Annotated in this window: 26 protein-coding genes and 3 pseudogenes; 12 read left to right on the top strand and 17 right to left on the bottom strand. The window is 72.5% G+C overall.

Annotated elements, in window-relative coordinates; all coding sequences use genetic code 11:
- Positions 1–18: 18 nt before the first annotated feature.
- The 8 genes and pseudogenes from OJ962_RS02130 to OJ962_RS02085 all read right to left on the bottom strand — a co-directional run bounded on the left by OJ962_RS02130 (position 19) and on the right by OJ962_RS02085 (position 6358).
- A complete protein-coding gene (locus OJ962_RS02130; RefSeq protein ID WP_202953210.1) occupies positions 19–870 on the bottom strand; it encodes an anchored repeat-type ABC transporter permease subunit in 852 nt (283 codons plus the stop codon).
- A pseudogene (locus OJ962_RS02125) lies at positions 867–1584 on the bottom strand (anchored repeat-type ABC transporter ATP-binding subunit). Before OJ962_RS02125 ends, OJ962_RS02130 begins: the two are co-directional and overlap by 4 nt.
- Positions 1581–2351 carry a choice-of-anchor M domain-containing protein gene (locus OJ962_RS02115; protein WP_202953209.1) on the bottom strand — a complete coding sequence of 257 codons (771 nt, stop codon included), beginning with the start codon at positions 2349–2351 and terminating at the stop codon, positions 1581–1583. The pseudogene OJ962_RS02125 and the gene OJ962_RS02115 overlap by 4 nt, the downstream one beginning before the upstream one ends.
- A pseudogene (locus OJ962_RS34285) lies at positions 2339–3848 on the bottom strand (anchored repeat ABC transporter, substrate-binding protein). The gene OJ962_RS02115 and the pseudogene OJ962_RS34285 overlap by 13 nt, the downstream one beginning before the upstream one ends.
- Before the next feature lie 12 nt (positions 3849–3860).
- Positions 3861–4463: a TIGR03773 family transporter-associated surface protein gene (locus OJ962_RS02100; RefSeq protein WP_202953207.1), complete on the bottom strand. Its 603-nt coding sequence runs from the start codon at positions 4461–4463 to the stop codon at positions 3861–3863.
- Positions 4464–4487: 24 nt separating this feature from the next.
- Positions 4488–5509 (bottom strand): annotated as a pseudogene (locus OJ962_RS02095) (TIGR03773 family transporter-associated surface protein).
- Complete coding sequence (locus tag OJ962_RS02090) at positions 5493–5933, bottom strand: Fur family transcriptional regulator (protein ID WP_202953205.1); 441 nt, start codon at positions 5931–5933, stop codon at positions 5493–5495. The pseudogene OJ962_RS02095 and the gene OJ962_RS02090 overlap by 17 nt, the downstream one beginning before the upstream one ends.
- A 59-nt stretch (positions 5934–5992) precedes the next feature.
- On the bottom strand, positions 5993–6358 hold the full coding sequence (locus tag OJ962_RS02085; protein WP_202953204.1) for a hypothetical protein: 366 nt from the start codon (positions 6356–6358) through the stop codon (positions 5993–5995).
- A gap of 90 nt (positions 6359–6448) precedes the next feature.
- On the opposite strand from OJ962_RS02085, the gene OJ962_RS02080 reads away from it, so the two are divergent.
- A complete protein-coding gene (locus OJ962_RS02080) occupies positions 6449–6619 on the top strand; it encodes a hypothetical protein (RefSeq protein ID WP_202953203.1) in 171 nt (56 codons plus the stop codon).
- On the opposite strand, the gene OJ962_RS02075 is transcribed toward OJ962_RS02080, so the two are convergent.
- Entirely contained in the window at positions 6620–7399 is a 780-nt protein-coding gene (locus OJ962_RS02075; protein ID WP_202953202.1) for a TIGR03943 family putative permease subunit, read from the bottom strand.
- On the bottom strand, positions 7399–8745 hold the full coding sequence (locus OJ962_RS02070; protein WP_202953201.1) for a permease: 1347 nt from the start codon (positions 8743–8745) through the stop codon (positions 7399–7401). Before OJ962_RS02070 ends, OJ962_RS02075 begins: the two co-directional genes overlap by 1 nt.
- Positions 8746–8929: 184 nt before the next feature.
- Here OJ962_RS02070 and OJ962_RS02065 point away from each other — a divergent pair, with 184 nt between their 5' ends.
- The 4 genes from OJ962_RS02065 to OJ962_RS02050 are packed head-to-tail and all read left to right on the top strand — an operon-like array spanning position 8930 to position 12314.
- Complete coding sequence (locus OJ962_RS02065; protein ID WP_202953200.1) at positions 8930–9754, top strand: metal ABC transporter permease; 825 nt, start codon at positions 8930–8932, stop codon at positions 9752–9754.
- A complete protein-coding gene (locus OJ962_RS02060) occupies positions 9747–10772 on the top strand; it encodes a metal ABC transporter substrate-binding protein (RefSeq protein WP_202953199.1) in 1026 nt (341 codons plus the stop codon). Before OJ962_RS02065 ends, OJ962_RS02060 begins: the two co-directional genes overlap by 8 nt.
- Positions 10751–11506 carry a metal ABC transporter ATP-binding protein gene (locus OJ962_RS02055; protein WP_202953198.1) on the top strand — a complete coding sequence of 252 codons (756 nt, stop codon included), beginning with the start codon at positions 10751–10753 and terminating at the stop codon, positions 11504–11506. The genes OJ962_RS02060 and OJ962_RS02055 overlap by 22 nt, the downstream gene beginning before the upstream one ends.
- Positions 11499–12314 (top strand): metal ABC transporter permease, encoded by an 816-nt coding sequence (locus tag OJ962_RS02050; protein WP_202953197.1) that lies wholly within the window; start codon positions 11499–11501, stop codon positions 12312–12314. The genes OJ962_RS02055 and OJ962_RS02050 overlap by 8 nt, the downstream gene beginning before the upstream one ends.
- Here the strand turns inward: OJ962_RS02050 and OJ962_RS02045 are convergent.
- Positions 12300–13238, bottom strand: coding sequence for a M48 family metalloprotease (locus OJ962_RS02045; RefSeq protein ID WP_202953196.1), 939 nt, complete (start codon positions 13236–13238; stop codon positions 12300–12302). The two genes, OJ962_RS02050 and OJ962_RS02045, sit on opposite strands and share 15 nt — an antisense overlap.
- Complete coding sequence (locus OJ962_RS02040) at positions 13235–13615, bottom strand: BlaI/MecI/CopY family transcriptional regulator (RefSeq protein WP_202953195.1); 381 nt, start codon at positions 13613–13615, stop codon at positions 13235–13237. The genes OJ962_RS02045 and OJ962_RS02040 overlap by 4 nt, the downstream gene beginning before the upstream one ends.
- A gap of 191 nt (positions 13616–13806) precedes the next feature.
- Here OJ962_RS02040 and OJ962_RS02035 point away from each other — a divergent pair, with 191 nt between their 5' ends.
- Positions 13807–14724 carry a methyltransferase domain-containing protein gene (locus tag OJ962_RS02035; RefSeq protein WP_202953194.1) on the top strand — a complete coding sequence of 306 codons (918 nt, stop codon included), beginning with the start codon at positions 13807–13809 and terminating at the stop codon, positions 14722–14724.
- 50 nt (positions 14725–14774) lie between these two features.
- Here OJ962_RS02035 and OJ962_RS02030 read toward each other — a convergent pair whose 3' ends face one another.
- Together OJ962_RS02030 and OJ962_RS02025 are read right to left on the bottom strand one after the other, a co-directional pair.
- A complete protein-coding gene (locus OJ962_RS02030) occupies positions 14775–15977 on the bottom strand; it encodes an MFS transporter (RefSeq protein WP_202953193.1) in 1203 nt (400 codons plus the stop codon).
- Entirely contained in the window at positions 15974–16717 is a 744-nt protein-coding gene (locus tag OJ962_RS02025) for a DeoR/GlpR family DNA-binding transcription regulator (protein ID WP_202953192.1), read from the bottom strand. The genes OJ962_RS02030 and OJ962_RS02025 overlap by 4 nt, the downstream gene beginning before the upstream one ends.
- Before the next feature lie 298 nt (positions 16718–17015).
- Between OJ962_RS02025 and OJ962_RS02020 the strand changes: the two genes are divergently transcribed.
- Positions 17016–17492 (top strand): DUF2243 domain-containing protein, encoded by a 477-nt coding sequence (locus tag OJ962_RS02020; RefSeq protein ID WP_202953191.1) that lies wholly within the window; start codon positions 17016–17018, stop codon positions 17490–17492.
- Here the strand turns inward: OJ962_RS02020 and OJ962_RS02015 are convergent.
- A complete protein-coding gene (locus tag OJ962_RS02015; protein WP_202953190.1) occupies positions 17446–18099 on the bottom strand; it encodes a YcnI family copper-binding membrane protein in 654 nt (217 codons plus the stop codon). The genes OJ962_RS02020 and OJ962_RS02015 overlap by 47 nt on opposite strands.
- Positions 18100–18144: 45 nt before the next feature.
- Positions 18145–18363, bottom strand: a complete 219-nt coding sequence (locus OJ962_RS02010; protein WP_202953189.1) for a hypothetical protein — start codon at positions 18361–18363, stop codon at positions 18145–18147.
- 41 nt (positions 18364–18404) lie between these two features.
- Here OJ962_RS02010 and OJ962_RS02005 point away from each other — a divergent pair, with 41 nt between their 5' ends.
- The 4 genes from OJ962_RS02005 to OJ962_RS01990 are packed head-to-tail and all read left to right on the top strand — an operon-like array spanning position 18405 to position 21642.
- Entirely contained in the window at positions 18405–19076 is a 672-nt protein-coding gene (locus OJ962_RS02005; RefSeq protein WP_202953188.1) for a type 2 periplasmic-binding domain-containing protein, read from the top strand.
- A complete protein-coding gene (locus OJ962_RS02000; protein WP_202953187.1) occupies positions 19073–20074 on the top strand; it encodes a cation diffusion facilitator family transporter in 1002 nt (333 codons plus the stop codon). The genes OJ962_RS02005 and OJ962_RS02000 overlap by 4 nt, the downstream gene beginning before the upstream one ends.
- A 48-nt stretch (positions 20075–20122) precedes the next feature.
- On the top strand, positions 20123–20605 hold the full coding sequence (locus OJ962_RS01995) for a DUF559 domain-containing protein (RefSeq protein ID WP_238930991.1): 483 nt from the start codon (positions 20123–20125) through the stop codon (positions 20603–20605).
- A gap of 35 nt (positions 20606–20640) precedes the next feature.
- Complete coding sequence (locus OJ962_RS01990) at positions 20641–21642, top strand: TerC/Alx family metal homeostasis membrane protein (RefSeq protein ID WP_202953185.1); 1002 nt, start codon at positions 20641–20643, stop codon at positions 21640–21642.
- Here the strand turns inward: OJ962_RS01990 and OJ962_RS01985 are convergent.
- Positions 21639–21836, bottom strand: a complete 198-nt coding sequence (locus tag OJ962_RS01985; protein WP_202953184.1) for a PspC domain-containing protein — start codon at positions 21834–21836, stop codon at positions 21639–21641. The two genes, OJ962_RS01990 and OJ962_RS01985, sit on opposite strands and share 4 nt — an antisense overlap.
- 104 nt (positions 21837–21940) lie before the next feature.
- Between OJ962_RS01985 and OJ962_RS01980 the strand changes: the two genes are divergently transcribed.
- Complete coding sequence (locus OJ962_RS01980) at positions 21941–23602, top strand: hypothetical protein (RefSeq protein ID WP_202953183.1); 1662 nt, start codon at positions 21941–21943, stop codon at positions 23600–23602.
- Positions 23603–23648: the final 46 nt, after the last annotated feature.

Below are 23648 nucleotides of genomic sequence, written 5' to 3'. Positions count from 1 at the left end.
GAACCCTCGCGCGCGACGCTAGCTGCGCGCCAGCGTGGCGACGCGAGGCTTGGCCGAACGGGCGGTCCAGACCAGCAGGAAGCAGGCCGTCAGCACGAGCACGATCGTGCCGCCGGTCGGGAAGTCCCACGACCACGAGACGTACAGGCCGATCAGCGCGGCGAGGCCACCGATCGCGGGCGAGAGCAGCATCATCGCGCCGAGCCGGTCGGTGAGCAGGCGCGCGGTCGCGGCGGGCGTGATCAGCAGCGCGAGCACGAGGATGTTGCCGATCGTCTGCACGCTGATCACGACGGCCAGCGTCACGAGCACGTACAGCGCGAGGTCGAGCCAGAACACGCGCAGGCCGAGCGCGCGCGCCGTCTCGCGGTCGAGCGAGATCGTCACCAGCTCCTTATGCAGCGCGAACAGCGCGGCGAGGACGGCGAGCCCGGTGCCCGCGACGACGTACAGGTCCTCGTCCGGGATGCCGGTGATGGAGCCGAACAGGAAGTCCTGCAGCGAGCCCGCGTAGCCCGGCGCGCGCGAGATGATCACGATCCCGAGCGCGAACGCGGCGACGAAGAACACGCCGATGACGGAGTCCTCCTTCAGGCGCCGGTTCTGGGAGCACACCGCGACGAGCACCGCGGTCACCACGCCGGCGACGATCCCGCCGACGATCAGGTTGCCGCCGATCACGAACGCGACGGCGAGGCCGGGGAAGACGGCGTGGGCGACCGCGTCGCCGATGAACGCCATTCCGCGCAGGACGACGTAGCAGCCGACGACGCCGCAGATCAGCGACGACATCACCGCGATCGCCAGCGCCTTCCACAGGAAGCCGAGGTCGGGGTTGAGCAGGTCGCGGACGAACTCGACCGGGCTCACGCGACCGCCCTCAACACGCGCAGCAGCGGGCTGTTCGTGGAGATCCCGAACGTGCGCATCCACAGCTCGTCCTCGTCGGCCAGCTCGGCGGGCGTGCCGACGGCGACGACGGTGCGGTTCAGCAGCGCGATCCGGTCGCAGCCGTACATCGCGCCCGCGAGGTCGTGCGTGGTCATCAGCACGGCGCGGTCCTCGCGCGCGAGGTCGGTGAACAGCGCCGACAGCAGCTCTTGGGTGGGGACGTCGAGGCCGCTGAACGGCTCGTCGAGCAGCAGCGCGGTGGGGCGGAGCGCCAGCGCGCGGGCGACGAGCACGCGCTGGCGCTGGCCGCCGGAGAGCTGGCCGACGGGGCGGGCGCGCAGGTCGGTCATGCGGACGCGCTCGAGCGCCTCGTCGACCGCCTCCCAGTCGGCGGTGCCTGGGCGGCGGAAGAGCCCGAGGCGGCCGGCGCGCCCGGTCATCACGACGTCCTCCACGGAGATGGGGAAGTCCCACGCGAACTCGTGGCGCTGCGGCACGTAGCCCGCGAGGCCGTCGATCGTCACGGTGCCGCGGCTCGGCTTGAGCAGATCCAGCGCGGTGCAGCAGCGTGGTCTTGCCGGCGCCGTTCGGGCCGATCAGCCCGACGAGCTCGCCCCGAGGGACGGTGAGCGTGACGTCCTCCAGCACGAGCCGGCCGCCGAGCCGCGCGGCCAGCGCCTCGAACGCGATCACGCGCGCGCCCTTCGCTTGGCGCCGCGCCCGCGGGCGACGACGAGGCCGGATGCGGCGGCCAGCAGCAGCGCGCCGGCGGCGATCAGCACCCCGGTCGAGACGCCGCCGGACTCCTCGGCGGTGCCCGCGCGGGCCGGCGTCGCGGCGGCCTTCACCGGGCGCCAGGTCGCTGCGCGCGCGTCCTCCGGGCTCGTGCCGGACCCGACGGCGAAGCGCAGCTCGCGCGTGTCGGAGACCGTGCGGCCGTCGATCAGGTCGGCTTCGAGCTTGAGCTGGACGAGGTAGACGCCCGGCTCGGTGAAGACCCAGTTCGCGTGCGTGTGCGTGTTGACGTCCACCCAGATCGGCTTGGGCCACAGCACCTGCGGCTGCTCGAAGTCGCCCGACTGCAGGTACACGGTCAGCTCGCCGGGGCCTTGGACGCCGGTCAGCGTCATCGTCACGCCGCGGTCGATCGTCTCCATCACCTCCGGGTCCTGCGTGTTCCAGCCCAGCCACACCACGTCCGGGTTCTGGGTCTGCGGGATGACGTAGACGTCGCTGCCCGGCTTCGCGGGCAGGAACGCGTACGCGGGGTCGTCGGGGACCGTCAGGAGCGCGTCGTCGGTGACCTGCAGGACGGTGCTGTCGGCGTCACGCCAGGTCGGGTCGTCGTAGACCTGCAGCGTCCAGCGGTCGTCCACGAAACGCGGGCCGATGTCGACGTGGCCGGTGGAGATGACCGTCGTGGCGAGCGCGCTCACCAGCAGCGTCTTCAGGACAGGCAACGGCGCAGGGAGTCGGCGTTGAATCGCATCATGGCCTCGTAGGTGGTGACGGTGTCGTCAAGGGCGTCGGAGTAGATGGGGCAGATGCGTGCGCCCGTCTCCGCCGCGAGCTCGCGCAGCGTCGTCGAGCGCGCGGCCAGGCCGGGCTCGAGGAAGACGGACGGCACCTGCAGCGTGCGGATGGTCTCGGTGAGCTTGCGGCGGTCGGACAGCGACGGCTCCGCCGCGGGGTTGGGCGTGACGAAGCCGGCGACCTCGATGCCGTAGGCGGCGGCGAGGTAGCCGAACGCGTCGTGCGTCGTGACGAGCTGGCGCCGCGGCGGCGGGATCTGCGCGATCGCGCGCCGCACGTGGCGGTCGAGCGCGTCCAGGCGGGCGAGGTAGGCGTCGGCGTGCGCACGGTAGGCCTTCGCCCCGTCCGGGTCCTGCGCGATCAGCGTGTCGCGGATCAGCTCCGTGTAGGCCATCGCGTTGCGGACGTTCTGCCACAGGTGCGGGTCGATCTCGCCGTGGACGTGCTTGCCGAGCACGGCCTGCGGGAGCTGGTAGATCTGCTCGCCGGCGCGGCCCAGGAAGCGGAACTCGCGGCCCGCGGGCACCTCGGCGATCGCCTTCGGCGGAACCGCGATCACCACGTCGCCGGCCTCGTGCTCGTGCTGGGTGTGCTCGCCGCCGCTAGAGGACGAGCACGCGGCCGCGGTCGAGGTCGGCGGTGATGTCGGCGTGGCCCCGGTCGAGGACTGTCGCTCCCGCGGGCGCGCGGACGCCGACCGCGAAGGTGAAGGTCGCCTCGCCGAGCGGGATCGGCTTGGCGGTGGCCCTGACGCGCAGGGCGGCCGTGAAGGTGGCGCGGTAGATGCCGGGCCGCGTGAACACCCACGACATGTGCGTGTGCGCGTCCGCGGGCAGTGTCGCGGTGTCGTCCTTGTAGCCGTCGCCGGCGTCGAAGCCGTCGCTGGAGTCGAAGTAGCGCTCGGTGGACCCGAACGTGCCGGTCAAGTAGCCGTACATCGCGCCCGGGCCGTCGACGGCGGTCGCCGAGAGCAGCACGTCACTGGACCGGTTCGTGCCGTGCCGGGCTCCGGTGCCACGAGCGCGCAGGCCGAGCCAGATCGTGTCCAGGTTGACGTTCTCGACAAGCGGGATGACCTCCGCCGCGTACTTGGTCGCGTCCTCGGCCAGCGAGACGTTCGGCACGCCGGCGCGCAGGTTGGCGTCGAGCGTCTTGATGATGCTGTGCTGCTCGAGCAGCATGTAGTTGCTGAAGGAGACGTCGGCGTACACGACGTCCCGCACGTCGCGCAGCGTCGGCTCGTACGCGTGCGGGTCGGCGCCGTCGGGCACGAGGCTGGTCACGTGCACCCGCTCGCGGCCGACCTGCTCGACCAGGTCGCGCAGCAGGCTCGTGGTGGTGACCACCTGCAGGCGACCGTCCGTGCTCGAGAGCCCTTCGGGGGCGCCGCAGCCGGCCACGAGCAGCCCGAGCGCGGCGAGCAGCGCCCACCGCACTCAGCTCACCCGGACGGTCAGCGTCGCGGTGTCCGACAGTCGCCGGCCGGAGCGGGCCGTGGCGGTGGACGTGAAGCGCAGGCGGTAGGTCCCCGCGCGCGTGAACGCCCAGTTGCCGTGCGCGTGCACGCCGAGCCGGATCGCGCGCGAGCCGGGGCGCGACCGGTGGCTGTCGAACAGCACGTCGGCCTTGCCGAACGAGCCGGTCTGGAACACGGCGACGCGCCCGGGCCCGTCCACGCGGTCGAGCGTCCACGTGAGGTTCGACCGGACCTGGCGCGAGCTCAGCTCCTCCGTGTTCCAGCCGAGCCAGATGACGTTGGAGCGCTGCGTCTGCGGGATCATCCACACGCGCGCGCCCTTGCGGCCGAGGAAGCTGCCGCCGGGCAGCGTGTGACGCGCGCTGGCGCCGAGCGCGATCACGACGTCGGACGGGTCGCGCCAGACGGTGCGGCCGCGCGTGCTGTCCTTGACCTGCGCCTGCAGCCGGCCGCCGACGATCCGGGCACCGTAGTCGGCGTGCCCGGAGCTGAGTGTGACCGCGGCCTGCGCGGGGGAAGCGCCGGCCAGCAGGGCGGCGACGGTGAAGAGGACGGTTCTCATGGTGAGGCTCCAGCGGGGGTGGGTTCAGCGCGCGCGGACGCGCAGCGCGAGCGAGCGCGTGCGCGCGCGACCGTCGGCGGTCGCGGTGACGCGGACGGTGTGACGCCCGGCGGCGAGGGGCCGGTCCAGCCGCAGCTTCAGCGTGCGCGTCCCGGCGGCGACGGTGCGCGCCTTGGCCGTCGCCGAGACACGCCCGCCACGGCGGACCGAGACGGTGAGGCGCGCGCGGCGATCGACGCGCGCGCGCAGCGTGAGCGTGCGCCCCGCGACGCGTGCGGAGAGCACGCGCAGCGCCGGCGCGTGATCCTGTGGCTTGGCCGCACCGGGCGTGGGCGTCGCGGTGGGCTCGGGTGTGACGGAGCCGCCGGGGGTCGGCGTCGGAGTGGCCGACGGCGTAGGGTCCGGCACGTTGCCGACGTGCACCGCGAGCGTCTGCGTGTCCTGCGCGGCGGCGCCGCCGCGCAGCCGGGCGCTCAGCGTGAACGTGAGGCGGTAGGCGCCTTCGCGGCTGAAGGCCCAGTTGCCGTGGGCGTGGGTGCCGAGCGGGATCGTGTAGCTGTCGGGCAGGCCGTCCGCGCTGCGGAACACGAACTCGGGGTCGCCGAACACGCCCTCTGGAAGACGGTGACGGCGCCCGGGCCATCGACCGCGTCCAGGCGCCAGGTGACCGGGCCGTCGACGGTCGCGCTCGAGAGCTCCTCGGTGTTCCAGCCCGGCCACAGCAGGCCGGCGCGCTGGGTCTGCGGGAGCAGCCACACGGCCTCGCCAGGCGCGCCGAGGAACGGAGCGGAGGCGGGGACGGTGGTCTTGGCCGCCTCGCCGACGCCGAACGTGACGGCCGGAACCTCGCGCCACACGGTGGTGCCGCGGGTGCCGTCCTTGATCTGCGAGCGCAGCTGCCCGTCGACGATCCGGGCCGCGTAGTCGACGTGCCCGTCGGAGAGCACCTGCGCGCTCGCCGGCGTGGAGGAGAGGAGGGCGCCGGCGAGCGCTGCTGCGGTGAGTGCCTGTCGCACGGCGGTCACCTTATCAGGACTGAGTCCCATTTGTGGATCGGCGCCCGCGGATGACGACCTCGTGGCCGGTGAGGCGGACGCCGAGGCGCCGGGCGGCCGCCTCGATCGCCCGCTCGAGCTCGTCGTCGGTGAACGGCCGCGCCGCGCCGCTCGCCTCGTCGATGAAGTGATGGTGGTGGCGCAGCGGGTCGGCGATCTCGTACCGCGCGACGCCGTCCTGGCCGTGGAAGCGGTGCAACAGGCCGAGTGCGAACAGTTCGTCCAGCGTGCGGTACACGGAGGACGGCGACCCTTGAGGGAGGCGGTCGAGCACGTCCTGTGCGGTCACCAGGCACTGGCCCTCGCGGGCGAGCCACTCGACGATCGCGGTGCGGGCCGCGCCGGCGCGCCGGCCGGCGCTCGACAGGGTCGCGTCCGCCTGGGCCAGCCAGCGGTCGCGGAGCGCCTGGTCCATCAGGGCGCGGGAGGTTCGGCGTGAGCGGTCACGCCGAGGACCGTATCAGCGAATGGGACTCAGTCCCAGTGAGATGAGGCGCTCATGACCCGCGCGGGGCCATGGTCGTCGCAATGGTCGCCGTGCGGGTGGTGGAGGTGGTCGCCGACCAGGAAGTCGGTGTGGTCGCCGTGCGGGACGGCCTCGTGGCCGCAGCCATCGCCGTGCTGGTGCTCGTCGCCGTGGGCCGCGCAGGCGTGCGCGGGTGTGCATCCTTCGGGGTGCTCGCCGTCGACCGCGATGACGTGCTCGTCGACGTGGTCGCCGTGTGGGTGGTGCAGGTGCCCGTCGTGCAGGTAGTCGACGTGCCCGTCGTGCTCGAGCGCCACGTGGCCGCAGTCCGGGCCGTGCGCGTGCGAATGTTCTTCGTGCGTCTGGTGCGTCATGCCCACCAGGGTTCCCGTTCCCGGACGGCGGCGGCAACTCGATGCGAGCAGGACCGATTCTCAGACGCGCCGTAGGAGTACGCTGGAGGCATGTGCGCGAACTGTGCCTACACCGCCTCGGTCTCGGCCGCGGCCGGGGCCACTGGCCTGCGGGTCTGGCTGCAGACCCGGACCTGGAGCTGGCTCACGCCGCGCCGGCTGCGCCGCATCACGATCGTGTCCGTGATCGCAGCGTTCGCCGGCGCCACTGTGACCTTCTGATCAGCTGTAAGGGTTGTCCGGCGGGGCGACCTCGTCGACCTTGCTGGCGACGACCTTGAGGTCCTGGCCCGGCGTGCCGGCCAGCTTGCCCTTGATCTGCACCCAGGTGTCAACGGGCAGCTTCGGCGCGTTCTGCACCATCACGGTGAAGCTGTTGGCGTCGGCGGCGCAGCAGCCGACCATGAAGCGCGCGACCTCGAGCTCGCCGTTGGCGTCCTGCTCCTTGGAGACGAACGCGACGAAGTCCACCGGCGTGCCGGCGCCGATCTCGTTGTAGTCGGCGTACTCGGCCGAGTCCTTGGCCCACGCGATCTCGAACAGGCGGATGTCGCCCTCGATCGCGGTCTGCAGCGGCGCGGCGACCTTGTCCGTGCGCTTGGCCGACACGGCCTGGGCGCCGAGCGACGGCGCGGGCACCATCAGCGTCAACAGGATCGGCGCGACGAGCAGGCCGTTGGCCCCGAACTCGCGCACCGTGGGCGTGCGCCCGTTCCCGCGCGACCCGTACAGGTAGACGAGCGCGACCAGCGGCAGGGTGATCGCGCCCAGCCAGACGACCCACTCGGTCTTCGGGCCGATGTAGGTCGTGGCGCGACCGCTCACCCACAGGTAGACGAACAGGCCGCCCCAGGACGCGATCGCGAGCGCGCGTAGCGTCCGCGTCCAGTCCCAGCCCTTGCCGGCCGGGGCCGCGTGGTCGTGCCCGTGGTCGTGGCCGTGGTGCGCGTGCGTCTCGGAATCGGTCTCCGGTCCGCCGCAGCCACAGGAATCAGCACTCACTAGATCACCGCCTGGAAGAGCATGGAACCCGCCACCACGACGGGCACGATCACGAGCGCCAGCTTCACGACGAAGGCGCGTCCGAAGGCGCTGCCGTAGAGCAGCACCAGCTTGGTGTCGAACACCGGCCCGGCCACCAGGAACGCGAGTTGCGGCCCGGGCGGGAATTGGATGAAGGACACGGCCACGAAGGCGTCGGCCTCCGAGCACAGCGACAGGAAGAACGCGAGCGTGATCATCAGCAGCGCGCCGACGAACGGCGACGTGAGCACGCCGGTGAACACGCTCTGGGGGACGATCGTCTGCAGGGCGGCGGCGATCGCGGCGCCGAGCACGATGTACTTGCCCATCAGCAGCAGGTCGGACATCAGGTGGTCGATGAAGCCGCGCAGGCGGCCCTGGCTGTGGTCGTGCTCGCTCGCCCCGCGGCCCTTGCGCGCATGCGCCGCGAGGGCGGCGCCGCCGCCGCGGCTGGCGATCAGCGCGCCCGCGACCATCGCGAGGACGAGCCCGAGGCCGAGCCGGCCGAGCACCATCTCGGTCGCACCGCGCCCCGAGTAGGCGACCGCGGTCGAGAACAGCACGATCGGGTTGATCACGGGAGCGGCGAGCATGAACGCGATGCCCGCCGCCGGGTGGACGCCGCGCATGATCAGCCGGCGCGCGACGGGCACCGAGCCGCACTCGCAGACCGGCATCGCAACGCCCGACAGCGCCACCGCGGGCACCTGCAGCGGGAGCGGCAGCCGGGCGATCCGCTCGAACCAGCGCGACGGGACGAAGACCTCGATCGCCGCCGAGACGGCCGCGCCGAGCAGGACGAACGGCATCGCCTCGAGCGCGATCGACGTGCCGATGACCAGGAACGTCTGGGCGCGCGCCGCTTCGCCGAGCTCGCCGATCCGCCCGCCGATGATCACGAGCGCCAGCAGCGCCACGACCGCGATCACCAGCTGGCGGCTGATCCGGCCGTTTCCGCGCGGGTGCGCCTTCAGGCCCCAAGCGCCGATCACCGCGAGCGAGAGCAGCCCCGGCAGGGCGAGCCCGAGCCGCTCGGAGCCGTCGTCGAGGGCCTGGGTGAGCTCGACCGTCGCGACGGTGCCCGCCATCAGCCCGGCGGCGAACAGCCCGCCGGCGACGCGGCCGAGGCGCCCCGCGGCGAACGCGAGCACCACGAACGGCAGCCAGCACCACAGGTGGAACGGGACGTAGCCGAACGAGAAGCCCGTGTCGCGCCACGTCGAATGCCACAGATACGGGGACAGCACCGTGACTGCCCCCAACAAGGCGATTCCCGGCCCGAGCATCTTGATGCGCCGGCCGGCCGCCACCGAAATCGTCGTCATGCTTGATCGCCTCAGCGTGTCCGTGCCCAGACGCCCTCCAGTCGTCCACGGCAGGTCGGCACTGTAATCCGACGACCTGTAGGGATCAAGCGAAAAGTGCTGTAACCTGGCCGACTGTACGGTCGAGGACGTCTCCTAGGCATCGTCGGAGACGGTTTTCCATGGCCACGGCTACAGTCTAGGAATGAATCTCATCGCGCTCTACGCGTTCGAGCAGCGCGCGATGCTCGAGGTGCTGCTCGTGAGCGCGGGTGCCGGGCTGCTCGGCACCTGGATCGTGTTGCGCGGGCTGGCCTTCTACACGCACGCCGTCGCGGCCGCCGCGTTCCCGGGTCTGGTGCTCGCGGCGGGCCTGGGCTTTGCGCCGATGGCCGGCGCGATGGGCACCGGCGCGCTCGTCGCGGCCGGGGTCGGCGGGCTGTCGGCGCGCCGCCGCGCGGGCTACGACGTCGCCACCGCGCTGACGCTCGTCGGAGCGCTCGTGATCGGCGTCGTGCTCGCGTCCAACGTCTTCCATTCCGGCTCGGAGGTCGACTCGCTGCTGTTCGGCAGCCTCTTCGCGCTGACGAACACCGACCTCCTGCTCGGCGCCGTGGCGTCGGTGCTCGCGCTGATCGCAACGGTCGTGCTCGGGCCGCGCTGGCTCGCCACCGGGTTCGACGCGACGGGAGCCCGCGCGCTCGGCGTGCGCTCGCGCTGGCCCGACCTGGTGCTGCTCGCGCTGGTCGGCTTCGCCTCGGTGGCGACGCTCGCCGCGGTCGGGGCCCTGCTGGCGACCGCGCTGCTGGTCGTGCCCGCCGCGACCGCTCGGCTGTGGACGAACCGGCTGCTCGCCTGGCAGCTCGCGAGCGTGGCGCTCACCGCGGCGCTCGGGCTCGCCGGCGTCTGGCTCTCGGTGCGCACCAACGCGCCGCCCGGCGCGACGGTCGCGGCGCTGGGCGGCGGCACGTTTCTCCTCTCGGCGCTAGTAAATGAGAGTCAGTCCCGGTATGGTCGTCGGGATGCGTAAGTCAGCCGCTCTTCTTCTCGCCCTGCCCGTGTTGTTCGCCGCCTGCGGGGGTGAGGACGAGCCGTCCGCCGGCGGCGCGCCCGCCCGCGGGGAGCGCCCGGTCGTGGTCGCGTCCACGACCCAGCTCGGCGACATCGTGCGCAACGTCGCCGGCGACGGCGCCGAGGTCCACCAGATCCTGCAGGCCAACAGCGACCCGCACGAGTACGAGCCGCGTCCGGACGACGTCAAGGCCGTGGCGGGCGCGAAGCTCGTCTTCGAGTCCGGCAACGAGCTCGACCACTGGATGGAGGAGCTCGTCCAGCAGGCCGGCGGCCAGCCCGCCGAGGTCGCGATCGCGCCCGACCACACGCCGCACAAGGTCGAGGCCGCCGAGGGCGGGCATGGTCACGGCGAGAAGGAGGAAGAGCACGCGGGCGAGGAGGAAGCGCACGCCGAGGAAGGCGAGGAGCACGAGCTCGACGCCCACTGGTGGCACGACCCGCGTAACGTCGCGGCCGCGATCCCGGTGATCCGCGACCAGCTGATCAAGGCCTCGCCGGCCAACGCCGCGACCTACCGCGCCAACGCCGACGCCTACCTGCAGAAGGTCCAGGCGCTCGACCAGGGCATCGAGGCGTGCATGAACCAGGTTCCGGCCGCCGAGCGCAAGCTCGTCACCAGCCACGACGCGTTCGGCTACTTCACCGAGCGCTACGGGATCACGGTCGTCGGCGCGGCGACGCCTTCGCAGTCCGCGCAGGCCCAGCCGTCCGCGGGTGAGCTGGCCGAGCTGGCCGAGGTCGTCCGCCGCGAGAAGGTCAAAGCGATCTTCCCGGAGAGCTCGGTCAACCCGGAGCTGGCCAAGACGATCGCCCGCCGGACGGGCGCGAAGGCCGACTACGTGCTCTACGGCGACTCGCTGGGCGCCGAGGGCACGCCCGGCGCGACCTACCTCGGCATGGAGGCGGCGAACGCCGACGCGATGGTCAAGGGCTTCACGGGGGAAGCGCAAGGGTGCACGATCGCGGGCCTCTGATCGACGCTCGCGGCCTGGCCGTCGGCTACCCCGGCGGGCCGCCCGTCCTCGAGGACGTGACCTTCGCGGTCGCACGCGGTGAGCGCGTCGGCGTCCTGGGACCGAACGGCGGCGGCAAGACGACGCTGATGCGGGCGCTGCTCGGCGAGCTGGCGCCACGCGCCGGGTCGCTCGCGGTGAGCGGGACGACCGGTACCGTCCCGCAGACCGAGCGCTCGCGGCTCGACTACCCGGTGTCCGCACTCGACGTCGTGCTGATGGGCGCGCTCGCCCGCGGCCCGTGGTGGCGCCGGCCGGGCCGGCGGGAGCGGGCGGAAGCGCTCGCCGCGCTCGACCGCGTCGGCCTCAGCGACCGCGCGGAGACGACGTTCGGTGAGCTCTCCGGCGGCCAGCGCCAGCGTGTCCTGGTCGCCCGCGCGTTGCTGCAGGACGCCGACCTCGTCCTGTTCGACGAGCCCTTCACCGGCCTGGACACGCCGTCCGCCGAGCGGCTGACGACGCTGATCGACACGCTCGCCGCTGAGGGCCGGGGCGTCCTGGTGAGCACCCACGACGTCGGCCAGGCTCGCGCCTGGGACCACGTGCTGTGCCTGAACCGCCGCATGGTCGACTTCGGCCCGCCCGCGCTCGCGCTGACCGAGCCCGTGCTGGCCGCGACCTACGAGCACGCGGTGATCCGCGTCCCGGTGGACGGCGACGGCCCTCGTCGTGCGGCCGCGCCCGCCCGTGCTTGACGCGCTGCTGGACCCGTGGCGGGAGCCGATCCTGCGCGAGGCGCTGCTCGAGGTCTCCCTGGTCGGGCTGGCGTGTGGCGCGCTGGGCGTGTGGGTCGTGCTGCTCGGACGGGCCTACAGCGCGGAGTCGCTGGCGCACGGGATGTTCCCCGGGCTCGTGGTCGCCGCGATGCTCGGCGTGCCGCTCGCGCTCGGCGGGGCGGTCGGGCTGCTCGTCGCCGCGCTCGCCATCGCCGCGGCCGCGCGGCTGCGCTCGCTCGGGGCCGACAACGCGGTGGCGGTCGTGATCACGTCGCTGCTGGGCGTCGGGACGCTGGTCGCGCTCTCGGCCGACTCGCCACCCGGCCTGCAGGGCCTGCTGTTCGGCGATGTGCTCGCCACCAGCCCGACGAGCCTCGCGCTCGCCGCGGCGCTGGCGGCGGTCGTGCTCGCCGGCAGCTGGGTCGCGTACCCGCGGCTGCTGACGTACGGCTTCGACCCGGTCGCGGCGCGCTCGCTCGGCGTCGGGTCTCGCGTGGCGGAGGCCCTGCTGGCGCTGCTGCTGACGGCGGCGGTGCTCGTCGGCGTGCAGGCGCTCGGCAACCTGCTCGTGATCGCGGCGCTGATCGGCCCGGCGGTCGCCGCGCGGGCGTTCACGCAGCGTGTTCCGCCGCTGATCGTGGCCGCGTGCGCGCTCGGCGTGGCGTGCGGCGTCGGCGGGCTCTACCTCTCCTACTACACGGACGTGGCCGCGGGCGCCGCGATCGCCGGCCTGCTCGTGGTCCTACCGCTTGTGGGAGTGACGAGCCGGCGCCTACGCGGCGTCTGAGGCGTGGCAGGTGTGCGGCGTGCCGAGCCGGTGCTTCTCGTGGTAGCCGGCGTGCGCCGCGAACGGCAGCGCGAGCGCGCCGACGAGCACGAGCGCGACCATCAGCGGCGCGAGCGCGAACAGGCCCGGGTGGGCGCGCGGCGGCTTGGCCTCCGGGTCGGCTTCCAGCAGGAGCCGCGCGCGGCGCGCGACGACGCCGCCGCCGAGGCTCAGCGCCGGTGCCCGTAGCGAGCCGCGGGCGGTCTTGCAGATCGCGCTCGCGAGCACCGCGGGATCGTGGCGGCGCGAGAGCGCGTAGAGGTCCGCGTGGCGCTCGAGCGCGAACGTGAGCTCACGCGCGGCGGCGCTGGTGCCGGGCACGAAGCGCGCGACGGCTCGTGCCAGCTCACCCGCGATCAGCAGGTAGCGGTGGCGCAGGACGATGTGGCCCCGTTCGTGTTCGAGGCCGGCGCGCAACTCGGCGTCGTCGAGCGTGACCAGCGCCCCGGCGGACACGAGGACCCGCGGTCCGGCGGCCGCGATCAGCAGCTCGCCGTCGCCCAGCACGACGCTTCCGTCCGGGCCGGTGCCGACGGCGTACTCGCGCACGAGCGCGTCGACGTGCCGGTGCGCACGCACGAGCGCGACGATTCCGGCCACCAGCGACCCGGCGAGCACGAGCGCCGGCAGCGCGAACAGCGCGTCCGTGAGGGTGTGGCTGGACAGCGCTCCGGCACACCAGGCGCCGAACGGCTCGAGCGGTCCGGTCACCGGCAGGTAGACCTCGATCGCCACCACCGCGCCGATCGAGGCGAGCGCGCGCAGCAGCAGCGCGCTGAGCCAGATCGCGGCGGCGAAGCCTGCCGGCGCGTGGTCGAGCCGCAGCGCGTGGGGCAGTGCGATCGCGCAGACGGCGAGCGCGGCGGCGACGAGCAGCGCGGTCACTTGCGCGGTTCGCGTGCCTCGCGCGCGAGTTCCTCGAGCTCGGACAGCTCATCGGGTCGCAGGCCGCCGATGATGCTGGCCAGCGCGGCCTGGCGCGCGCCGCTCGAGGCTCCGGCGAGCGTGCGCCGGATGCTGCCCGAGAGATACTCGGCCTCGGTCACCTTCGGGCGGTACACGTACCCGCGGCCTTCCCGCTCGCGCTCGAGCAGGCCGCGCGTCGTGAGCCGGTTGAGCACGGTCTGGACGGTGTTGTACGCGCCCTGATAGCGCGGCGGCAGTTCCTCGCGCACCTGCTCGACCGTCCCGGAGCCGACGCGCCACAGCGCCGCCATCACCTGACCCTGCAGCTCGCCCTGGATCGACCCGGAATCCGTCACGCGCCCATCATAAGTCCTACGACGTGTAGAGATCGCTGGACATTCGTCCGGCGCGGCCTTGATCCCTACGACATGTAGGACTACAGTCCGTCGCTCCGGGCGAACTGGAACCCCGCTCGGTGACCGTGGACTGCGCCGAACCGACCACGGCGCAGTTCACGGTTCCCCTTTTCCGCGGCTAGGCTCGGGGCATGTCCGTCCCGGCGCCGCACGCGCGCGGTGCCACGTTGCTCCGCTGTCCCGTCTGCGCCGGCGGCCTGCGCATGGCCGACCGCTCGCTGGTGTGCGATCAGCGCCACACGTTCGACGTCGCGCGCCACGGGCACGTGACGCTGCTGCGCGGGGCGCCGCCGACCGGCGACGACGCGGAGATGGTCGCGGCGCGCGCGGCCGTGTTCGACGCGGGCCACTACGCGCCGCTCACGCGCGCGCTGGCAGCCGCGGCCGGCGAGACGCGCGGTGGGGGCAAAGGCCGCGGCGACGCCGCCTCCGCGGGCGCGGCCGCCGAGCGCGTCGTGCTCGATCTCGGCGCGGGCACGGGCCACCATCTCGCGGGCGTGCTCGACGCGCTGCCCGGCGCGCTCGGGATCGCGCTGGACACCTCACGACCCGCGCTGCGGCACGCCGCGCGGGCGCACGCGGACATCGCGGCCATCGTCGCGGACGTGTGGGCGCCGCTGCCCTTGCGCGACGACACGGTCGATCTCGTCCTGGACGTGTTCTCGCCGCGCAACGCGGCGGAGATGGCCCGGGTGCTGCGTCCCGGCGGGACCGCGCTCGTGGTCATCCCGACGCCCGAGCACCTGGCGGAGCTGTCGGAGCTGCACGGCGTGCACGTCGATCCCGCGAAGGTCGAGCGGCTCGAGCGGACGGTCGGCGCGCACCTCGAGCTCGCCGGCCGGGAGGCCGTGCGCTGGACGATGGAGCTCGACGCCGAGGACGTCGAGCGCGTGCTTGAGATGAGTCCGGCGGGGGCGCACCGGCGCGAGGGTGTGACGCCTCGCGCCGCGACCGTCAGCGGCTCGGTCGAGCTGTGGACGTTCCGGTCACCAGACGTCGGCGGCCGCGCCGGCTTGTGGCCGGGCGATCTCGCGGACGACGGGGGTTGAAAAGGCGTGGCTCGCGGGGCGGCGGCGGGCGGTGGGGGTGGCGAGGACGGTCATCGTGGGCTCCGTTCGGTGGGTTCGGAGATAAGACGACCGGGGACCGCGGAACTCATCGCTCCCGGACGCAACGCGCCCGAGACGAGCAGGCCGAGCGCGACCAGGCCGCCGGCGGCGGTCAGCGCCCGCAGCGTGCCGGTCTCGTCCGCGAGAAAGCCGATCAGCGGCGGGCCGGCGAGGAACGCGACGTAGCCGAGCGTCGCGACGACGCTCACGCGCCCCGCGGCGAGCCGCGGATCGTCGCTGGCGGCGCTCATCCCGACCGGGAAGCCGAGCGAAGCGCCAAGGCCCCACAGGACCGCGCCCGCCATCGCCACCGGCAGGCTCCCGCCCCAGACCACGAGCGCCAAGCCGGCCACGGCGGTGATCCCGAGCGCGCGCAGCGTCAGCACGCGGCCGTAGCGGTCCAGCACCGCCGGACCGAACCAGCGGCCCAGGGTCATCGCCGCCAGGAACAGCGCGAACGTGAACGAGCCGAGCGCCGCGGCGGCGTCGTAGCCGTCGATCGTCGCCACCGCGAGCCAGTCGATGCCTGTGCCCTCGGTGAAGGCGGCCGCGAACACGAACACGCCGATCAGCAGCGTGCGGGGCTCCGTCCACGCCTTCAGCGGGCTGCCGCTCGCTTCGGCGTGCTCGTCCTGACCGGCCGCGAGGAAGTCGCGCACCGCGTACGGCGCGGCGACCGCGATCAGCGCGGCGACGCCCAGCAGGTGCGCGGCGGGCGAGACGTCGACCGCGATCATCCCGGAGCCGATCAGCGCGCCCGCGACCGTGCCGACGCTGAACCCGGCGTGGAAGCGCGGCATGATCGCCTTGCCGAGCTGCTGCTCGACGGCTGAGCCCTCGACGTTCATCGCCACGTCCCAGGTGCCGTTGCCGGCCCCGAACAGGAACAGGCCGATCACGACCGGCAGCACGCCGACGGTCTGCCCGAGGCCCGCCGTGATGAGCCCGGTCGCGGCGACCAGCGCCATGATTGCGATCGTCCGCGCGGCGCCGAAGCGCGAGACGACGACGCCCGCGAGCGGCATCGAGATCACCGAGCCGACCGCGATCGCGAGCAGGACGAGCCCGAGCGAGCGCGGTGAGAGCTCGAGGTTGTCGCGGACCTGCGGGATCCGCGAGGCCCAGTTGGCGAACGCGAAGCCCGACAGGATGAAGACCGCGTAGACGGCCCGGGTGGCGCGGGAGAGGCTCACGGGCGCACCAGCTCGATCCCGGCCTGGGCGTACGGTTCGAGCTCCGCGGCCGGCGCGTCGCTGACGAGCGCGTCGATGCGCTCGGAGACGACGTGCGGAGCCGCCGTTCCGAGCTTCTCGGCCGTGGCCAGCACGACGAGGCGGTGCGAGCGCTCAACCAGCGCGCGCAGCACCTGCGCCTCCTCGCGCTCGCGCAGCGTGATGCCGTACTCGGGGTGGACGGAGCAGGCGCCGATCACGCACAGGTCGGGCCGCAGCGTCTGGATCTGCGCGATCGTCTCGGCGCCGACGAGCGTCTGAGACGTGCGGTCCAGCCGGCCTCCGGGCACGATCACGTCCACGTCCGGGAGGTCGCGCAGAGCGACCGCCACATCCGGGCTCGTCGTGACGACGGTCGCGCTGAGCTCGGGGGACAGCGCGCGGGCGAGCTCCAGCGTCGTGGTCCCGCCGCCGACGGCGATCAGCTGGCCGGACCGCAGCAGCTGCGCCGCGAGCGCGCCGACGACGGCCTTGCCGCTGGCGCCCTCGGCGACCCGGTCGACGAAGCGCCGCTTGCCCGGCGCCGGCCGCACCGCACCGCCGTGCACGCGGCGCAGGTGGCCGCTGTGCTCGAGCTCCAGCAGGTCGCGGCGGACGGTGTCCACGGACACGCCGAGCCGCTCCGCGAGCTCAGTCGTGGCGACGGTGCCGTGCGCGGCGAGCGCGTCGAGGATCGCGTCGTGGCGGGTGGCTGCAAGCATGCCGCAACTTATAGCAGCATGCCGCAAATTCCTGCACGAAACCGCAGAAAGCTGCGGCTGGGCGGAGCTACGTCGTGCGCTTGCTCTTCGGCTTTGCTCGCCGGTAACCGGCGAGCAGGCGGCGAACCTCGGTCAGCGGCAGCATGGGCCGCAGGTCGCGGGGCGGAAGCGGCGTGGTGGGGACGGGTCCGGCGGGCATGCTGTGCTGGTACCCACGAACCGGACGTGAGCGTCCACCGCCCGTCCTGGAGCTGACCGTTGCACTCGCATCGGCGCGTTGACGGGGTAGCGCGACGGCATGGAGAGAGCACCGGGGCTGTTGCTCGGGATCGGTCTGGGCGGGTTCGTGGACGGCATCGTCCTGCACCAGCTGCTGCAGTGGCATCACCTGCTGACGGGGACGGACGAGCACCCGATGACCACCGTCGCGGGGTTGGAGGCGAACACGCTCGCCGACGGGTTCTTCCACGTGGCGACGTGGATCTGCGTCGCGGTCGGCTCCTGGCTGATGTACCGCGCGTGGGTGGCGGGGCGGATCGCGCCGCCGTGGAGCGCGCACGTCGGGCTGCTGCTGGTCGGCTGGGGGGCCTTCAACCTCGTCGAGGGCGTGGTCGACCACCACATCCTCGGCGTGCATCACGTGCGCGACGACCTGGGCGCGCCGCTCGGCTGGGACCTCGCGTTCCTGGCCTTCGGCGCGCTGCTGGTCGTGGCGGGCTGGGCGCTGATCAGGCGCGCGCGCGTCGCGCCGCGAGCAGTCCCGCAACGCCCGTAGCGAGGCCGAGGGCGCCGACGATCAGGGCGATCACGGCGAGCGTGTTGCCGCCGTCGTCGGTCGTGGTCGTCGCGGCCGTGCGCTCGGCGGGCGTGGGCGTGGCGGCCGCCTCGCTGTGGTCAGCCCCGTGGCTCGCCTCGTCCGTGGGCTCGGTGACGGAGACGATCGGCGCGGGGTTGTCGGAGTCCTCGGCGCCGATCCAGCGCACGACCTCGCCGCCCGTGTACGTCTGCAGCGCCTTGAACGCGAGCTTCGCGCCGGGCTCCTCGGGGATGCGCAGCGAGAGCCCGAAATCCTGGAACGCGCCGGGCGGGATCGCGTCCTCCTCGTCCTCCGCGGTCCACGTGATCGTGCTCACGCGGTCACCGTCCATGGTCACCTCCGCCGTCCACCCGGGTACGGGCGCGTAGGACGCCGACTCGAAGCCCTCGGGGAACTGGAGCTCCACCTTCTGCGTGGAGGCGTCGTCGCGTTCGTTCGGGACGCGGACGTCGAGGCGGGTGTAGCCGCCCGCGGCGGCCGAGCTGGGCTGGAGCGTGACGTGGGCGTGCGCGGAGGCGGGCACGAGGAGGGTCGCGGCCAGAGCGGCGACGATCGGCTTGCGCATGACGAGAGTTCCTTCTGTGAGGCGTGGACGGTCCGGTTGAGGCGTTCAGGCGAACGCCGGCGGACCGCGCAGCCGGTGGCTCGTGCGCTGCAGCGATGCGAGCGGGTGCTCGACGGCGGGCGTCCAGCGCACGGCCGCGGGGCGCGGGCGAGCCGCGGGAGGCCGGCGACGGGCCACGATCGCCTGCTCGCCCGGGAAGCGCCCGACGGCCAGCAGGCCGAGGACCAGCAGGTAGGGCGCCGCGAAGAGCGCTACCTCGAACATCGGCAGTCCAAGGTAGCCGCCGGAGTGGGTACTGGGGGGATATGCGCCTGATCGCGGTGTTGCTGGCCGTGGTGGTGGCCGGATGCCAGTACCCGCGCGACCCCGAGGGGACCCTGGAACGCGTCCGCGGCGGCACGCTGCGGGTCGGTGTCGCCCCCGTGGAGCCCTGGGAGGCGGTGGAGCGCCAGCTGATCTCCGAGTTCGCGCGCACCCTGGACGCGCGGATCGAATGGGTGGAGGGCTCCGAGAGCGAGCTGATGGAGGCGCTCGCGGGACGTCAGCTCGACGTCGTGATCGCCGGGCTCGACCGCGCCTCGCCGTGGATGAACGAGGCGGCGCTGACGCGGCCGTACGTCACGGTCCAGTCCGTGATCGGGGCGCCGGACCGCGCGACCGCGGAGCGTTTGTCGGACGAGCTGGGCGGCGAGCGGATCGCGGCCGAAGCGAACTCGCCAGAGGCGGCGAAGCTCGAGACGGACACTGACGCCGTGGTGGTCCCGGTGGATCAGCTCGAGCCGGGCGTCGCGGCCGCGGTCGAGGACTACCTGCTCGACGACCTCGGGCTCGTGCGCACCGACGCCGAGCTCGACGAGCACGAGCACGCGATGGCCGTCTCGATGGGCGAGAACGCGATGCTGGTCACGCTGGAGCGGTTCCTGCTCGACCGCGAGGCCTACGCGCGCGAGCTGCTCGAGCGGGAGGGCAAGCCGTGAGGTACCCGCCGGGAGTCGAGATCCCGCCCGAGCTCGACGACGTCTACCGGCGCGCGGTTCGCCTCGAGTGGATCACGGTCGCCTACCTGATCTCCGCGGTGGTGGCGATCTACTTCACGCTCGGCAGCTCGCAGGCCATGAAGGGCGCGTGGCTGGAGGACCTGCTGTCGCTCGCGCCGCCGATCGCGTTCCTAATCGCAGACCGGATCCGCTACCGGCGACCCGACAAGGACTTCCCGTACGGCTACCACCGCGCGCTCGAGGTCGCCTTCCTGGCCGGCGCGCTGGCACTGCTGATCACGGGCCTGTACCTGATCTTCGACTCGGTGCTCAAGCTGCTGGCGGGCGAGCACGCGCCGATCGGCATGGTCGAGCTGTTCGACTGGCAGGTGTGGCTGGGCTGGCTGATGATCGCGGCGCTGCTGTGGTCGGCGATCCCGGTCCTGATCATCGGCCGGATCAAGACCGGGCTGGCTTTGAAGCTGCACGACAAGGTCCTCAACGCGGACGCCGCGATGAACCGCGCGGACTGGATGACCGCCGGCGCCGCCCTGGTCGGCGTGATCGGCATCGGCTTCGGCGTCTGGTGGCTCGACGCGGCGGCCGCGATCGTGATCGGCGCCGACATCACCCGCGACGGCTGGAAGTACACGCGAGCGGCGACCGCCGACCTCGTCGACGGCCGCCCTCGCCGCCTGGACGAGTCCGGCGTCCACGCGCTCGTGGGCCAGGTGCACGAGGTGGTCGGCTCGCTCGACTGGGTCGAGGTCGCCGCGGTGCGCATGCGCGAGCTCGGGCACGTGATCAGCGTCAGCGTCCTCGCGGTGCCGCGTGCGCCCGACGACCCCGGGCTGCTCGACCACGTCGAGGACGCGGTCCAGCGGATCTGCACGCTGGACTGGAAGCTGCAGGACGTGGTCGTCGCCGTCGTGCGCGAGCTCGACGAGGCCCCGGAGGACATCCTGGTCCGCCCGCGCTCGAATTTGGCACAGAGTTGAGGCGAACGCGTCTTGCTCCGTGTGTACGGGACGGCGTGAGATGGGGGCATGCCCGCCGACGCCCGCTTTTCGGACACTTTCAGGCACACCCCCTCGCGCAACCGTGAGATCCGCGCAGTCGCGGCGCGCCAGCGCGACCTGATCACCCGCGATCAGCTCTGGCGTGGGGGCCAGGGGCGGGCATCAGCCACTTCGCCGCAGGCAGCCTGCGCGGCGTCTCGCGCTTCCGCTCCCCGCGCATCGACGTCGTCTCGCCGCGCAAGCGCACCCTCGAAGGCGTCCGGGTCCACTACGCGCACCCTGGACCCAAACGACCTGACGACCGTCCACGGCAGGCCGGAGCAGCGGCTCGTCGTGGAGGTCGACGGCCCGGCGCACGGGCGCCCGTACAACCGCAACGCGGACACCCACCGCGACGCCGCGCGACAGGCGGCCGGTCACACCGTGCTGCGCTTCAGCGCGGACGAGGTCCAGCGCTACGGAGCCTCCGTCGCCGAACGCGTCCGAGGCGCCCTGATCGGCGCGAGATAAGAAGTCGCTCATGTTGAGCGGCTAACTCAATCTGCGTGCTTGAAGTCACCACGGCCGGATGGGCCATCACGCTCGGACTGATCGCCGGGCTCCTGATCCTCGACCTCGGACTGTCGGCCATGCGGCCGCACGCCGTCGGGTTCCGCGAGGCGGCGGCGTGGTCGATCTTCTACATCGCGATCGCCGTCGGGTTCGGCGTCGTGTTCGGGATGGTCGCCGGGTGGGAGTTCGGCGCGGAGTACTTCGCGGGCTACGTCGTCGAAAAGAGCCTGAGCGTCGACAACCTGTTCGTGTTCGTGGTGATCATGACCACGTTCGCCGTGCCCGCCGAGCACCAGCAGAAGGTGCTGATCATCGGGATCCTGCTGGCGCTGATCCTGCGCGCGATCTTCATCGCGCTCGGCGCGGCGCTGCTGTCGGCGTTCAGCTTCATGTTCCTGATCTTCGGGGCGTTGCTGATCTTCACGGCGGTGCAGCTGTTCCGGCACCGCGAGCAGGACCCGAGCATCGAGGACAACGCGGTGGTGGGCTTCGCGCGCCGGCGGCTGCCGTTCCGGGAGACCTACGACGGCGGGAAGCTGGTCACGCGCGAGAACGGCAAGCGGGTGTTCACGCCGCTGTTCATCGTGCTGCTGGCGATCGGCAGCACCGACATCCTGTTCGCGCTGGACTCGATCCCCGCGATCTTCGGCATCACGCAGGAGGCGTACATCGTGTTCGCGGCCAACGCGTTCGCGCTGCTCGGGCTGCGCGCGCTGTTCTTCCTCGTGTCCGGCCTGCTCGACCGGCTCGTCTACCTCTCGACCGGCCTGTCGCTAATCCTCGCGTTCATCGGCGTCAAGCTGATCCTGCACTTCGGCCACGAGCAGAGCGACTCGGTCCCGGAGATCGAGACGACCACGAGCCTGGTCGTGATCGTCGTCATCCTCGTGGTCACGACCGTGGCGAGCCTGGTCAAGTCGCGCCGGGACCCGTCGGCCAAGGCGCACGCCGGCTCGGTGCGCGATCAGTCCAAGCGCAGGGAGAACCGCGGCTAGAAGCCGCGACGGTCGGTCGGCACGACGATCCAGAGCCCGAGGTAGAGCAGGATCTGCGGGCCGGGCAGCAGGCAGGAGATCACGAACAGGGTCCGCATCTGCCACGGCTTCATGCCGAAGCGGCGGGCGAGGCCGGCGCAGACGCCGGCGATCATGCGGCCTCGCTTGGGTCGGACGAGCGCGGTGGTAGCCATGGCTCGACGGTACGTGTCGAGCCTGTCGACCAGATAAGCGCGTGTGGTCCGGACGACACCTTGGGTGGGTGATGCGGGGAAACCGGTCCAGTAGGGTCAACGGCATGGCAGCACGGGGTTTGCTGGCGGCGATCATCGCGTTCGTGGTGATCGCGGCGCCGGCGGAAGCGACGATTCGCAAGGGCTCGATCGACGATCAGCCCCAGGACACGAACACCAGCGGGCACGACATCCTGCAGGCCGTCGGCGTGTCCGACGACAAGGGCGCGGCCGCGATCGCGATCCGCGTGGGTGGGACGCCCGCGACGTCGGCGCTCGTCTCGGGTGCGCTCGGGACCCGGGCGCAGAACGGCACCTGCGGCGCACCGTTCGCGGTCTTCACCGGCATGGTGGGCAACGAGAACGCGCTCTTCGCCCGGGACACGGACACGCGCACGACGTTCCCCGCCCGGCTCGTCGTCGAGGGCACCACCGTGACGATCGCGGCGCAGGACGCCGCCCGGCTGAACCTGCCGTTCGACTGCGCGTACGCGTCGACGCGCAACGTCAACAACGTCCTCTACGACGAGACGGCCGAGTTCGGGCTCGAGGTCGAGGCGCCGCCCGCGGCGACGCCGACCGCGACGCCCAGCCCGACCCCGACCGCGGTGCCGCCCGCGCCCGTCCCGGCGCCGACGACCGCGACCGCTCCGCCGGTCCAGGTGCCCAAGGAGGCCAAGCTCACGGTGTCGCTCACCGGCACGCCGACCACGATCAAGCGCAACCGCGCGATGAAGCTCAAGCTCAAGGTCGCCAACGACGGGTCCAAGCGCTCGTCGAAGGTGTCGGTGAGCGTCGGCAAGGCGCGTGGGCTCTCGGTCTCCAAAGTCAAGGCGTTCAAGGCGCTCGACCCGGCCAAAAGCAAGACCGTGACGCTGAAGGTCACGCTGGGCAAGAAGGCCAAGGCGGAGACGACGCTCAAGGTCACGGTGAAGGCCGGCAAGCTCAAGCAGACGAGCTCGGTGCTGCTGAAGATCGGCAAGGCCAAGAAGATCACGCCGGGCAAGACGGTGCCGGCGCCAGAGGCGAAGAAGAGCCCGATCGTCGGCACGTACTGGTGGCGGACGGTCAACCACGTCGACTGGGCGTGGGACAACCGCGCGCTGTACTTCGTCGACGGCGGCGCCGTCTACAGCGGCTTCCCCGCGGGCGGGCTGCCGACCACGTGCACGACCCCGGTCCAGAGCCCGGAGGACGAGTTCGACACCCGCGAGGGCTGCCTCGCCTACAGCTTCGACGAGAAGACCGGCGCGGTCACGATCGGCGACAAGACGGGCACGTTCGCCAACGGCAAGCTGACGATCGACGGCCAGGGCTACTACGCCACGCAGATCCCGCCCGCCGGCACGCGCTTCAGCTTCTTCGAGCACAAGCACGTCGACTTCAACGGCATGTGCGGGATGTACCTGGGCTGCTCGGTCACCCAGAAGTTCCTGTCGATGTCACCGGACGGCAAGTTCATCCTCAGCCGCAGCACGACGACGACGATGGGCGACCCCGGCATGGGCCCGTTCACCGCGATCGGCAGCTATCCGCCCGACCAGCACGGCACGTACGAGGTGCTGGCCGGCGGCAAGATCCAGCTGTCCTACGCGGACGGGACCGTGAAGGTGGAGACGTTCGCGGTCGACACCAACCACGAGACGGACGTGCCGGACCCGGTCGGGGAAGGTGTCCTCATCGGCGAGGACAACTTCTACCCCGACCCGTTCCCGGAGATCGACTAGGACCGGCTCCCGGGAGTACGCACGATTCCGGCGGCCGCCGATCACC

Source organism: Solirubrobacter deserti, from assembly GCF_027587175.1.
Lineage (GTDB): Bacteria > Actinomycetota > Thermoleophilia > Solirubrobacterales > Solirubrobacteraceae > Solirubrobacter > Solirubrobacter deserti.
The sequence above is the reverse complement of the archived record's forward strand: the minus strand, read 5'-3'. Positions and strand labels throughout refer to the sequence as shown.